Origin of the sequence: Agromyces sp. NPDC056389, assembly GCF_042262385.1 — a bacterium.
Taxonomy (GTDB): domain Bacteria; phylum Actinomycetota; class Actinomycetes; order Actinomycetales; family Microbacteriaceae; genus Agromyces.
In genome coordinates this window covers 168,479-180,697 of the sequence record NZ_JBHJPN010000002.1, presented here as the reverse complement: position 1 = coordinate 180,697, position 12,219 = coordinate 168,479, and the positions used below count along the sequence as shown (strand labels likewise).

Here is a 12,219-nt window from a genome sequence, read left to right as displayed (position 1 = left end):
TCTTCCTGAGTGAAGAGAGCGGGACCCCTTCCCCGATTCACTCGACACGAGAGCGGGACCCCTCCGGCGCAGGTCGGAGCGGGGTGAGAGAAGGGTAAGGACATGGCGGATCCGGCACGGGCCAGGAAGATGGCCGATCGCATCAAGGAGATCGTGGCCAAGCGGCTCGACAAGGGGCTGCGCGACCCGCGGCTCGGGTTCGTCACCATCACCGACGTTCGCGTCACGGGCGACCTGCAGCACGCGAGCATCTTCTACACGGTGTACGGTACCGACGAAGAGCGTGAAGACTCGGCCAAGGCGTTGAAGGCCGCGACCGGCATGCTCCGCAGCGAGGTGGGTCGCAACATCACGGCGCGACTGACCCCGTCGCTCGAGTTCATCGCCGACGCGATCCCCGAGAACGCCGAGCACATCAGCGCGCTCCTCCGCGAGGCGCAGACACGCGACGCCGAGACGGCGTCGCTCGCCGCGACGGCCGAGTACGCCGGCGAGTCCGACCCGTACGTCAAGCCGCGCGAGTTCGACGAAGACGACGAGTTCGGCGTCGCCGAAGGCGACGAGAGTGTCGATGAAGCGGATGCCGCGCGCTGATCAGCCCTCGGGCAGGCGGTAGCCCTCGGCGTCCGAGACGGCGAGGCCGTCGGCGACGAGCGTCGTGAGCGCGCGGTCGAGCTGAGCGACGTCGGCCCAGACGGGCTCGAGCTCGCTTCGCCCGACGGGGCGGTGCGCCGCCCTCAGCTCCCGCATGACGAGTCCGCGCACCTGGCGGTCGGAGCCTTCGAAGCGGGCCTGCCCGGCCTTCCGAGGGCCGGTGTATGCGGGATACCCGTCGGCCCGCCACGCGCAGGAGCCGGCGATCGGGCACGCGTCGCACTCGGGCGCGCGTGCGGTGCAGATCGTCGCACCGAGCTCCATCGCGCCGGCGTTGAACCGGCGCGCGGCGTCGTCGTCGCGGGGGAGCAGCGCCGCCATCGCGGCGAGATCCCGTGCCGTCGACGGCGGCCCCGGCTCCGCCTGCCCGGCGACCGAGCGCGCGATGACCCGCCGGGTGTTCGTATCGACGACCGGCACACGGAGGCCGAAGGCGAAAGCGGCGATGGCTCGTGCCGTGTACGGCCCGACGCCGTGCAGTGCGAGAAGGGCGTCGAGGTCGGCGGGCACCTCGCCGCCGTGGCGCTCGACGATCTCGACCGCGGCGCGGTGGAGCCAGAGGGCCCGCCGCGGATAGCCCAGTCGGTCCCACGCGCGAACCGCCTCGGACGGTGGCTCGGCAGCGAGGGCAGCCGGGGTCGGCCACCGCTCGATCCACGCCTCCCACTTCGGCACGACCCGCGCGACCTGCGTCTGCTGCAGCATGAACTCGCTCACGAGCACGGCCCACGGCGAGACGTCGGCGGCGCGCCACGGCAGCGGCCGCGCGGCATCCGCGAACCACGCGATGACCGCGGGGGCGATCGCATCGGCGTCGGACGTTCGGGGCATCCGTCCAGCCTACGGCGAGGCGGATGTCGCGGAGCTAGGCTCATCGCATGAGGCTCGTCACCACGCCCCGGGTCACCTTCCTGCGCTCGATCGCCGACGAGGTGCTGCAGCATCACGGCCGCGGCCGCATGATCGTCGCGATCGACGGGCCGCTGCAGAGCGGCAAGACCGAGCTCGCCGACGATCTCGCCGCAGTGCTCGAAGAGCGCGATCATTCGGTGTTCCGCGCGAGCATGGAGGGCTTCCACCGTTCGAGGGAGGCGCAGGCGGCGTTCGGCGCCGACACCCCCGATCGGTACTACCGCTTCGGCTTCGACGAGTCGGCGCTGCGCCGCGTGCTCGTCGAGCCGTTCCGCCTCGGCGGATCCACCGCGTTCGTCACCCGGGTCTGGGACCCGACTCGCGACGCCTGGGTCGAGCCGAAGTGGATCACGGGGCCCGAGGACGCCATCCTCGTGCTCGACGGTCGCTTCGTGCTGCGCCCGCGGCTCGCCGGGCTCTGGGACGTGCGGATCGCACTCGACGGCGACCCGGTCGACCCCGCCGACCGGATCGCCTACGCCGAGAGCGACCCGCGCCTCGAGGCATCCGTCGTCATCGACAACAGCGACCCCGAGCACCCGCGGCGGCGCTTCTTCGACAGCTGCTGACCGGACCCCGCCTCGACGACTTGTCGCCGTCGTGTCCCCCATTCGGGAGGTATTTCGTACCTCGATGAGGAAAAGGGGTGACGTGTCCCCGTTTCGGAGGACATAATGGGGGACACAGCCAAGCCCCCCGGCGACGCGAACCCGAATCACCACCCGAACCACCCGACGCAGTCGACGAGCGCCCCAACGCTCGTCGACATCGCTGTGCGCCCTGAGCGCCGCCGTCACCTCGGATTCGACGACCCTGCCGGGCCGACCGATGGAGACACCCCGAATGAGCAAGCCCGGCGCCGCTCTGGCGCACGCCGACGGCGATGCCCGCACTCGCGTGCGATGGTCGTCAAGAGCCCCATTCCGCCGCATCGCGGCGATCCTCACCTCACTCGCGCTCGGCGCGGGACTCGCCGTCGTGGGCGTCGCCGCCCCCGCGAGCGCCCACCACAACACGATCACCGCGACCGCGAGCTGCGACGCGGCGACCGGCACCTTCGACATCACCTGGAAGGTCGAGAACTCCGAGAACCGCAAGGAGACGATCACCGCGTCGTCGAACAAGGACCTCGTTCCTGTGGGGACCGAGCTCGGCAAGCGCGAAGTGAAGACGTTCGTCCAGAAGGGCGTTCCCGGCGGCACCTACAAGCTCGACCTCTCGGCGAAGTGGGACAACGGCGCCACCCAGAAGAACTCGGGCGGCATCACCGTCGACGCCGAGAAGTGCGGTGAGCAGCCGACCAAGAAGATCGAGTACTGTCACGCCACGAGCAGCTCCTCGAACCCGTACACGCGCGTCGAGACCTCGGTGAGTGCGTTCATCACGGCCGGTCACATCGACCACGAACGCGACATCTGGCCCGCCTTCACGTACCGCGACAAGACGGGCAAGCTCGTGAAGGTCGCCGCGCAGGGAGACCAGAGCCTCCTGCAGTACGAGGGGTGCGAGAAGCCCATCGTCAAGATCCCGGTCGAGGGCGCCCCGACGTTCTCCGACACGTGCGGCCCCGACAACGAGAAGCTCACCGTTCCCGCGGACACCGCGAAGATCGACTGGAACTCGTCGGAGTCCAATGGCGTCATCACGGTGACGGCGACGGCGATGCCGGGCTACGAGTTCAAGAAGGGTGAGAAGACGAAGTGGACGTTCACGATCGATGACAAGCCCTGTGTGGTCGACGTGGTCGGCGCACCGACGTTCTCGGACACCTGCGGCCCTGACAACGAGAAGCTGACGGTTCCCGCGGACACCGCGACGATCGACTGGAACTCGTCGGAGTCCAATGGCGTCATCACGGTGACGGCGACGGCGAAGCCGGGCTATGAGTTCCCGAAGGGCGCCAAGACGACCTGGACGTTCACCATCGACGACAAGCCCTGCGTGGTGCAGGTCGTCGGGGCTCCGTCGTTCTCCGACAAGTGCGGTCCCGACAACGAGAAGTTGACGGTTCCCGAGGACACCGCGACGATCGACTGGAGCTCGACCGAGGTCGACGGCGTCATCACGGTGACGGCGACGGCGAAGCCGGGCAATGTCTTCCCCGAGGGTGCGACGAAGACCTGGACCTTCACGATCGATGACAAGCCGTGCGTGATCGAGCTGGTTGGCGCGCCCGAGTTCTCCGACAAGTGCGGCCCCGACAACGAGAAGCTGACGGTTCCCGAGGACACCGCAACCATCGACTGGAGCTCGACCGAGGTCGACGGCGTCATCACGGTGACGGCGACGGCGAAGCCGGGCAACACCTTCCCCGAGGGTGCGACGAAGACCTGGACCTTCACGATCGACGACAAGCCGTGCATCGTCCAGGTCGTCGGCGAGCCGACGTTCAGCGACACCTGCGGTCCCGACAACGAGAAGCTGACGGTTCCCGAGGACACCGACACGATCGACTGGAACTCCTCCGAGGAGAACGGCACGATCACGGTCACCGCGACCGCGAAGCCCGGCTCGGCGTTCCCCGAGGGCGCCAAGGACGTGTGGACCTTCACGGTCAACGACGCCCCGTGCCTGATCGAGCTCGTCGGCGCACCGGAGTTCTCCGATAAGTGCGGTCCCGACAACGAGGATCTGAAGGTTCCGGCTGACACCGACACCATCGACTGGGCCTCGGTCGACGCGAACGGCGCCTGGACGGTCACCGCCACGGCGAAGCCCGGCTATGCGTTCAAGGAGGGCGGTCCGGTCACCTGGACCTTCCCGTACTCCGACGCCGACTGCGTCGCGCCGTCGCTCAAGGGCTCGGTCGCGACCGGTATCTGCGAAGCCGACTCGCCGTGGATCTTCTTCGACGTCGAGCTGACCGACCCCGACAAGCAGTCGACCGGCAACACGGCCTCGCTCGTCATGACCGATGGCACGAACACCGAGACGATCGAGCTCGGCGAGCTGGAGAACGGCAGCCTTCAGGGCAAGGTTCTGTGGCCCGGCGCATCGGTCGATGCCGACGGCAAGGCCAACGGATGGCCCGGTTGGGCGCTCGTGGGCAACAAGTGGATCGAGGTCGACGACAACTTCGCCTGGACCCGTGGTGACATCACGGCGACGCTCGAAGTGAACCCCGAGCTCGACGTCGCCATCGCCTACCCGCCGGCGACGCCGAACTGCGCCATCGGCCCGAAGGTCACGCCTCCGGCCGGCGGCGAAGGCGGCACCCCCGCCGCGTCGAACGGCACAGGACTCGCCAGCACCGGATTCGCCGGTACGTCGATCGCGATCGTCGCGGGCATCATCGTGATCGCCGGACTCGCCTTCCTCGTCGTGGCTCGAATCCGCCGCAAGCGCGCATAACGTTCGCTGAAGCAGACTGAGGGGGCCCGGTTCGCCGGGCCCCCTTCGTCGTCCAGTGCGGCGGCGAGTCGGCGGTTCAGTGGCGTGGCGAGCGCCGCGGCATCCGATCAGGCGGGAACGTCGGCGAGCACGCGCTCGACCGGCAGGGAGGAGCCGCGCTCCTCGACCTCGTGCACGAGCGCGGTGAGCGCCCGGTTCACGGGGGCGTCGAGGCCGGCGGCTGATGCCTCGCGCACGACCGCGCCGTTGAGGAAGTCGACCTCGGTCGGCTGCCCGCGGCGAACGCTCTGCTGCGTCGACCCGAGGTTCGGCACGCCGCCCATGCGCACGCGCATCGACCACGGCAACAGCTGCCCGATCGCGAGCGGCAGGCGCGCGAAGACCCGGAGGCGGCGGTTGCCGAGCCCCTGCAGGGAGCCGAATCGCACACCTTGTGCGACGCCGACGCGCACGGTCTCCCGCATCGAGGCGGTCACCACACGCCGAAGGCGTCGATCGTCGACGACGTCCTGCACGCTGCGCCCGACGATCGCGGGTACGGCGTTCAGCATGTTGACCACGAGCTTCGTCCACTGCGCACCGCGGAACCCGCGGATCGCGATGACGGGAACCGCCTCCGAGAGCACGGCGGCGATGCGCGTGCACTCGGCGTCGGCCGGTCCGTCGCCGCGGCCGAGGTAGCTCGTCGCGGGCGTCGTGACGCGCACGACGCCGGGCTCGGTGTAGTTGGCGGCGATGATCGAGAGCAGCCCCATGCACGACGCGCGGGGGAGCAGGCGTGCGGCGGTCGCGACGCCGTCGAGGCCGTTCTGCACCACGACGACGGGCACGTCGCCGATGAGTTCGGCGTTCGAGGCGATGGCGGAGGCCGCGTCCTGGGCCTTCGTGCAGACGAGCACGAGCTCGGGCGGGGTCGTGAGCCGTTCGCCGGCCGTCACGCGGGCCCGCACCTCGCCGTAGGCGCCGCTCAGGGCGATGCCCGACTCGCGGATCGCCGCGAGGCCCGCGCCGCGCGCCGTGACCTCCACGTCGTGCCCTGCCTTCGAGAGCAGTGCCGCGAACGTGCCGCCGAGCGCGCCAGCGCCGATGATGCCGATCCTCACCGCTCCAGCGTAGGCGTGCGGCGCGGGCAGGCGTCGCACGGCTGTTAGCCTGTACGGCGTGAACAGCGGCATCCTCCTCGTCGACAAGCCGCAGGGAATCACGAGCCACGACGTGGTCTCGCGCATGCGCCGCCTCGCCGGCACGCGAAAGATCGGCCACGCCGGCACCCTCGACCCGATGGCCACCGGCCTCCTCGTCCTGGGCGTGAACGGTGCGACGCGCCTCCTGCACTACCTCGTCGGTCTCGACAAGGAGTACCTCGCCACCATCCGCCTCGGCTGGAACACGACGACCGACGACGCAGAGGGCGAAGCGCTCGACGCGGCTCCCGCATCCGTCGTCGCCGCGGTCACCGAAGCCGCCGTCGTGGCCGCGATCGCGCCGCTCACGGGGGAGATCGAGCAGGTGCCGAGCGCGGTCAGCGCCATCAAGGTCGCCGGCAAGCGCGCGTACCAGCGGGTGCGCGACGGCGAGACCGTCGAGCTCGCATCGCGCCGGGTCACCGTCTCGGCGTTCGAGCCCCTCGCGTTCCGCGTCGGCGACGGCCACCTCGACGTCGACGTCCGCGTCGAATGCTCGTCGGGCACGTACATCCGCGCACTCGCGAGAGATCTCGGCGCGGCGCTCGGCACGGGCGGTCACCTGACGGCGCTGCGGCGCACGCGCATCGGCCGATTCGGCGTCGACGAGGCCGGCGAGCTCGAGGGCTTCGACGTCGCGAGCGCCATCATGAGCCCAGCGGATGCCGCGCGGCGGGCGCTCCCGACCGTGACCCTCACGGCCCAGCAGGCCGTCGACCTGGGCCACGGCAAGCGCGTCGACGTCGAGGCGGTGGCCGGCCTCGAGGCATCCGCTGCCCCGCTGCCCTCGGTCCTCGCCGCCGTCGACCCCCACGATCACCTGGTCGCCATCGTCGAGCCGCGCGGCCGGCAGCTGAGGGTCGTCACCGGATTCCCGCCCGCCGAGTCGCAGGGGTCCGCCGAGTCGCAGGAGCACGAAGCATGATCGAGTGGTTCACGTGGGTGCAGCTCGCGGTGGCGGTCGTCGCCGGACTGCTCTGCATCGCGTTGGGGCTCGCCGGGCGCGTGCCGAGCGACCTCACCATCGGCGCGCTCGGCCTCGTCGAGGTGCTGCTCCTCGTGCAGGTCGTCGTCGCATTCGTCGCGCCGTCGCTCGGCAATGAGCCGACGGGAAGCGTGCTCGAGTTCGGCACGTACCTCGTCGGCGCGCTCATCCTGCCGCCCGCTGCGGCCTTCTGGGCGCTCCTCGAACGCAATCGCTGGTCGACGGTCATCCTCGGCGTCGCCGCCCTCTCGGTGGGCGTGATGGTCTACCGCATGTTCCAGATCTGGACGGTGCAGCAGGCGTGAGCGGCGGTCTGAGAGAATCGATCGACATGAGTGACGTGCGCAGTGCCCGACCGGAGGCACGAGAAGGTCGACGGATGAGCGGCATCGGGCGGGTGCTCGTGGCGGTCTACGGGGTGCTCGCGCTCGCAGCGACCGGCCGTTCGTTCGTGCAGATCGCCTCGAAGTTCGACGAGGCGCCGCTCGCCTACACGCTCTCGGCGCTCGCGGCGGTCGTCTACATCGTCGCGACGATCGCCCTGGTGCGGCCCGGCATCGCCTGGTACCGCGTGGCGTGGGCCACGATCGTGTTCGAGTTCACGGGCGTCATCGTGATCGGCACCCTCAGCATCGTCTTCCCCGAGCTCTTCCCCCACGACACCGTGTGGTCGCGGTTCGGTGCGGGTTACCTGTTCATCCCGCTCGTGCTCCCGGTGCTCGGCATGTGGTGGCTCGCACGCCACCGCCCGACCTCGAGGGCGGACGCCTCGTGAAGACCTTCAAGGGACTCGGCGCCGTGCCGTCGGGCATCGGCCCGTCGGTCGTGACGATCGGCAAGTTCGACGGCGTGCACCAGGGCCACCGAGCGGTCATCGCCCGGGCACGTGCGATCGCCGAGGAGCGCGAGCTCGCGACGTTCGTCGTCACGTTCGACCGCAACCCGCTCGCGCTGCTCGCACCCGAGAAGTGCCCCGATTCCCTCGTGAGCGTGCGACAGAAGCTCGAGCTGCTCGCCACCACGGGCGTCGACGCGACACTGCTGCTGCCGTTCGACCGGGCGCTCGCCTCGGTGCCGGCCACCGAGTTCGTGGAGCGCGTGCTGGTCGATGCGCTCGACGCCAAGGCCGTGCTCGTCGGCGCCGACTTCCGGTACGGCGCCCGCGGTGCCGGCGACGTGCCGCTGCTCGTCGAACTCGGTGCGAAGTTCGGGTTCACGGTCGAGGTCGTCGACGACGTTCGACCAGCGGGGGAGCGGCGGGTCTCCTCCACGTGGATCCGCGAGCTCCTCGCCGACGGCGACGTGCGACAGGCGACCGAGCTGCTCGGTCACACGCCGACGGTCTCGGGAATCGTCGTGCACGGCGCTGCTCGGGGACGCGAACTCGGCTACCCGACCGCGAACCTGTCGCCCGAGTCCGAAGGGCTCATCCCGGCCGACGGCGTGTACGCCGGTTGGCTCACCGACGCCGGCACACGGTATCCGGCCGCGATCTCGGTCGGCGACAACCCGACGTTCCAGGGCGTCGCGAAGAAGCAGGTCGAGGCGTACGTCCTCGACCGCGAACTCGACCTCTACGACCACGTCGTCGACGTCGAGTTCGTCGAGCGCATCCGGGGCATGGTGGCGTTCACGAGCATCGAGGCCCTCGTCGACACGATCCGCGACGACGTCGAGCGCTCGCGCGTCATCCTCGCCGGCTGAGCGCGAGCGGCTCCGCCCGTAGACTCGAGGGGATGACCTCGCTCCCGCCCCGACCGCTCTGGGCGGGTCGGTCCCTCGCCCTCGTGGGCATCGTGCTCGTGGCGTTCAACCTCCGCACGGCGGTGGCGTCGCTCTCGCCGATCCTCGGCCAGCTCGAGGCCGAGGTGCCGCTCGCGCCGGCGGTCGTGGGCTTCCTCGGCATGCTGCCGCCGCTCTGCTATGCGCTCTTCGGCATCCTGACGCCCATGGTCGCGAAGCGCCTCGGACTCGAGAAGACGCTCATCATCGCGCTCGTGGCGCTCTCGCTCGGACTCGCCGGTCGCGGTCTCGTGGGTTCGGCGCTCTGGCTCGTGCTCGCCTCGACCGTGACCTTCGCGGCGATCGGCGTCGGCAACGTGCTGCTGCCGCCCCTCGTGAAGCGGTACTTCCCCGATCGCATCGGCCTCGTGACGACGATCTACGTGACCGCGATGTCGATCAGCACCTTCACGCCGCCGCTCATCGCCGTGCCGGTGGCGGATGCGGCGGGCTGGCGGGTCTCGCTCGGCGAGTGGGCCCTCGTGGCGGCGGTCTCGCTCGTGCCGTGGATCGCGATGCTCGTGCATCCGAAAGCCCGCGCGGTCGAGGCGCTGCCCGAAGAGGCCGACCCCGGCCTGCTCCGGTACGCGGTGCGCTCGCCGCTCGCGTGGTCGCTCACGATCGTGTTCGCCGTCTCGGGCTTCAACGCCTATGCGGCCTTCGCGTGGCTGCCGACCATCCTGCACGACATCGCGGGCGTCTCTCCTGCCGAGGCGGGCGCGCTGCTCTCGCTCTACGCCGCCATGGGACTGCCGGCCGGGGTGTTCGTACCGCTCCTGGCCTCCCGGTACGGCAAGGTCGGCCTGCTCGTCACGATCGCGGTCGCGACCTTCGTGGTCGGCTACCTCGGGCTGCTGCTCGTGCCGGGCTCCGCCACGTGGCTGTGGGTGGCGCTGGCGGGCATCGGCCCGCTGCTCTTCCCGCTCGCCCTGGTGCTCATCAACCTGCGCACCCGCACCCATGCCGGCGCGGTCGCGCTCTCGGGCTTCGTGCAGTCGGGCGGGTACCTCATCGTCGCCGTCGGACCGCTCGTCGTCGGACTCCTGCACGAGGCGACCGGCGGTTGGACGTGGCCGATCCTGTTCCTGCTCGCCTCGGCGGTGCCCGCGGCGATCGCCGGCGCGGTCGTCGCCCGCCCCCGCTACCTCGAGGACGAGCACTCGCTCGTTCGCTGACGAGCGGTTGTCGGCGCGAGCCCTGCTCGTCCTCCGCGCGCGCAGCATTCGTGCTCGGTGCTGCGAGCGCGCGCGGCATCCGTCGGTGGTGTGCTCATATGAGCACGATCGCCCGCGAGTGTTGCTGATGCGCATCCACGTGCCTACGCTGGAGTGGAACGAGGAGGCGCATGGACGAGATCGACGAACTGCTCTCGATCAGGGCTGCTGAGCTCTACTACGAAGAGAACAAGACCCAAGACGAGATCGGGCAGGCATTGCGCCTCACCCGGTGGAAGGTCGGGCGGCTCCTCGCGCAGGCGAAGCAACGCGGGTTCATCCGCATCGAGATCCTGCACCCTCGCGCCAGGCGACTGCCGATCGAGCGGCGACTGCGCGACGAGCGCGGACTCGCCGATGCGATCGTCGTCTCGACGGCCGGCGTGACCTCGCCCGAAGAGCTGCAGGCGCGTACCGCCCAGGCTGCGGCCGACTACCTCACCGCCCTGCGCCCGGTTCCGCGCACGCTCGGCGTGAGCTGGGGGCGCACGCTCTTCGAGATCTCCCAGCACCTGCGCCAGGGCTGGGCCACTGGCGTCAACGTCGTGCAGATCAACGGCGGGGTCAGCCTCAATCGACGGCCGGGCACCGCTGCGGCGACCGCCGTCGGCATCGCCCAGAAGGGCGGCGGCAGCGCGACCCTGCTGCCGAGTCCCGCGATCCTCGAACGGCTCGAGACGAAAGAGGCGATCGAGTCCGACCGCGTCGTCGCGGGCGTCATCGAGCTCGCGCGCTCGGCCGACGCCTACCTCTTCAGCGCCGGCGCCGCCGACCATTCGTCGGTGCACGTCGAGAGCGGGTACCTCTCGGTGCCAGACGTCGACCTGCTCGTGCAGAAGGGCGCGGTCGGCGACGTCGTCGGTCGGTACATCGACTCCGACGGCAACATCGTCGACCCCGCACTCGACGCGCGCACCGTCGGCCTCACCCTCGACGAGCTGCGCCGCGCGCAGCTCGCGATCGCCGTCGTCTCGGGGCCGGGCAAGCACGCCGTCGCCGACGCGGTCGTGCGCAGCCGGCTCTGCTCGGTGCTCGTCACCGACGAAGCCACCGCCCTCCACCTCCTCGACGGCTGACGCCGCCGTCACCGCACCACACACGAAAGCCAGGTCTCCTCTCATGACAGGCACCTCCCTCGTCTCAGCCCGCGAGCGGGCCATCGCCGTGCTCGGCGGCGAGCCCGACGATGCGACCCTGCGGCGCTACCTGCACGGCATCCCGGGCGTCGACGCCGTCGGACTCGAGCAGCGCGCTGCCGGGCTCGGCACCCGCTCGATCAAGACGAGTTCCAAGAAATGGGCGCTCGACCGCATCATCGAGCTCATCGACCTCACGACGCTCGAGGGAGCCGACACCCCCGGAAAGGTGCGCTCCCTCGTCGCGAAGGCGCTGAACCCCGACCCGTCCGACGCGACGACGCCGCGCGTCGCCGCCGTCTGCGTCTACGGCGACATGGTGCCGTACGCCGTCGAGGCCCTGGGCGGAGCCCATGGAGACCCCGACGACGGGCTCATCTCGGTCGCCGCGGTCGCGACGGCGTTCCCGAGCGGCCGCGCCTCGCTCGACATCAAGCTCGCCGATACGGCAGAGGCCGTCGCAGCGGGCGCCGACGAGATCGACATGGTCATCGACCGCGGTGCCTTCCTCGCCGGTCGCTACGGCCTCGTTTTCGACCAGATCGCCGCCGTGAAGGCGGCCTGCGCCCGGCCCGACGGCACGAGTGCGAGCCTCAAGGTGATCCTCGAGACCGGCGAACTCGTCACCTACGACAACGTGCGCCGCGCATCGTGGCTCTCGATCCTCGCGGGCGGCGACTTCATCAAGACCTCGACCGGCAAGGTGGCCCCCGCGGCGACGCTGCCCGTCACCCTCCTCATGCTCGAGGTCGTGCGCGACTGGCACCTGGCCACTGGCCAGCGCATCGGCGTGAAGCCGGCCGGCGGCATCCGCTCGTCGAAAGACGCCATCAAGTACCTCGTGACGGTCGCCGAGACCGTCGGCGAAGACTGGCTGCAGCCGCACCTCTTCCGCTTCGGTGCCTCGAGCCTCCTGAACGACGTGCTGCTGCAGCGGCAGAAGATCGCGACCGGGCACTACTCCGGCGCCGACTACGTGACGATCGACTGAGACGGAAATC

Annotated in this window: 12 protein-coding genes; 10 read left to right on the top strand and 2 right to left on the bottom strand. The window is 70.3% G+C overall.

Annotated features, from left to right (window positions below):
* Nucleotides 1-102 precede the first annotated feature (102 nt).
* The gene (gene rbfA / locus ACFCVM_RS13810; RefSeq protein ID WP_375837033.1) at nt 103-594 is read left to right on the top strand and encodes a 30S ribosome-binding factor RbfA; all 492 of its coding nucleotides are present in this window, start codon (nt 103-105) and stop codon (nt 592-594) included.
* On the opposite strand, the gene ACFCVM_RS13805 is transcribed toward rbfA, so the two are convergent.
* Nucleotides 595-1,485 carry an A/G-specific adenine glycosylase gene (locus ACFCVM_RS13805; RefSeq protein WP_375837031.1) on the bottom strand — a complete coding sequence of 297 codons (891 nt, stop codon included), beginning with the start codon at nt 1,483-1,485 and terminating at the stop codon, nt 595-597.
* 47 nt (nt 1,486-1,532) lie between these two features.
* Between ACFCVM_RS13805 and ACFCVM_RS13800 the strand changes: the two genes are divergently transcribed.
* Nucleotides 1,533-2,135: a hypothetical protein gene (locus ACFCVM_RS13800; protein ID WP_375837029.1), complete on the top strand. Its 603-nt coding sequence runs from the start codon at nt 1,533-1,535 to the stop codon at nt 2,133-2,135.
* A 274-nt stretch (nt 2,136-2,409) separates the two neighbouring features.
* Nucleotides 2,410-4,917, top strand: coding sequence for a hypothetical protein (locus ACFCVM_RS13795; protein ID WP_375837028.1), 2,508 nt, complete (start codon nt 2,410-2,412; stop codon nt 4,915-4,917).
* 107 nt (nt 4,918-5,024) lie between these two features.
* Here ACFCVM_RS13795 and ACFCVM_RS13790 read toward each other — a convergent pair whose 3' ends face one another.
* Nucleotides 5,025-6,020, bottom strand: a complete 996-nt coding sequence (locus tag ACFCVM_RS13790; protein ID WP_375837026.1) for a ketopantoate reductase family protein — start codon at nt 6,018-6,020, stop codon at nt 5,025-5,027.
* A 58-nt stretch (nt 6,021-6,078) separates the two neighbouring features.
* Between ACFCVM_RS13790 and truB the strand changes: the two genes are divergently transcribed.
* From truB to deoC, 7 genes are all read left to right on the top strand, one after another.
* Nucleotides 6,079-7,026 (top strand): tRNA pseudouridine(55) synthase TruB, encoded by a 948-nt coding sequence (gene truB, locus ACFCVM_RS13785; protein ID WP_375837024.1) that lies wholly within the window; start codon nt 6,079-6,081, stop codon nt 7,024-7,026.
* Entirely contained in the window at nt 7,023-7,391 is a 369-nt protein-coding gene (locus ACFCVM_RS13780) for a hypothetical protein (protein WP_375837022.1), read from the top strand. Before truB ends, ACFCVM_RS13780 begins: the two co-directional genes overlap by 4 nt.
* A 74-nt stretch (nt 7,392-7,465) precedes the next feature.
* Nucleotides 7,466-7,861, top strand: coding sequence for a hypothetical protein (locus ACFCVM_RS13775; RefSeq protein ID WP_375837021.1), 396 nt, complete (start codon nt 7,466-7,468; stop codon nt 7,859-7,861).
* Nucleotides 7,858-8,790 (top strand): bifunctional riboflavin kinase/FAD synthetase, encoded by a 933-nt coding sequence (locus ACFCVM_RS13770; RefSeq protein ID WP_375837629.1) that lies wholly within the window; start codon nt 7,858-7,860, stop codon nt 8,788-8,790. The genes ACFCVM_RS13775 and ACFCVM_RS13770 overlap by 4 nt, the downstream gene beginning before the upstream one ends.
* 32 nt (nt 8,791-8,822) lie before the next feature.
* Nucleotides 8,823-10,043, top strand: a complete 1,221-nt coding sequence (locus tag ACFCVM_RS13765) for a CynX/NimT family MFS transporter (RefSeq protein WP_375837019.1) — start codon at nt 8,823-8,825, stop codon at nt 10,041-10,043.
* Between the two features lie 170 nt (nt 10,044-10,213).
* Complete coding sequence (locus ACFCVM_RS13760; RefSeq protein ID WP_375837018.1) at nt 10,214-11,158, top strand: sugar-binding transcriptional regulator; 945 nt, start codon at nt 10,214-10,216, stop codon at nt 11,156-11,158.
* Nucleotides 11,159-11,201: 43 nt separating this feature from the next.
* Nucleotides 11,202-12,209, top strand: a complete 1,008-nt coding sequence (gene deoC / locus ACFCVM_RS13755) for a deoxyribose-phosphate aldolase (RefSeq protein WP_375837016.1) — start codon at nt 11,202-11,204, stop codon at nt 12,207-12,209.
* The last annotated feature ends 10 nt before the right edge of the window (nt 12,210-12,219 follow it).

Excerpts from the sequence above, each read along its gene's own strand:
- rbfA (WP_375837033.1), top strand. The coding sequence starts at position 103 with ATGGCGGATCCGGCACGGGCCAGGAAGATGGCCGATCGCATCAAGGAG.
- ACFCVM_RS13805 (WP_375837031.1), bottom strand. The coding sequence starts at position 1,485 with ATGCCCCGAACGTCCGACGCCGATGCGATCGCCCCCGCGGTCATCGCG.
- ACFCVM_RS13800 (WP_375837029.1), top strand. The coding sequence starts at position 1,533 with ATGAGGCTCGTCACCACGCCCCGGGTCACCTTCCTGCGCTCGATCGCC.
- ACFCVM_RS13795 (WP_375837028.1), top strand. The coding sequence starts at position 2,410 with ATGAGCAAGCCCGGCGCCGCTCTGGCGCACGCCGACGGCGATGCCCGC.
- ACFCVM_RS13780 (WP_375837022.1), top strand. The coding sequence starts at position 7,023 with ATGATCGAGTGGTTCACGTGGGTGCAGCTCGCGGTGGCGGTCGTCGCC.
- ACFCVM_RS13775 (WP_375837021.1), top strand. The coding sequence starts at position 7,466 with ATGAGCGGCATCGGGCGGGTGCTCGTGGCGGTCTACGGGGTGCTCGCG.
- ACFCVM_RS13765 (WP_375837019.1), top strand. The coding sequence starts at position 8,823 with ATGACCTCGCTCCCGCCCCGACCGCTCTGGGCGGGTCGGTCCCTCGCC.
- ACFCVM_RS13760 (WP_375837018.1), top strand. The coding sequence starts at position 10,214 with ATGGACGAGATCGACGAACTGCTCTCGATCAGGGCTGCTGAGCTCTAC.
- deoC (WP_375837016.1), top strand. The coding sequence starts at position 11,202 with ATGACAGGCACCTCCCTCGTCTCAGCCCGCGAGCGGGCCATCGCCGTG.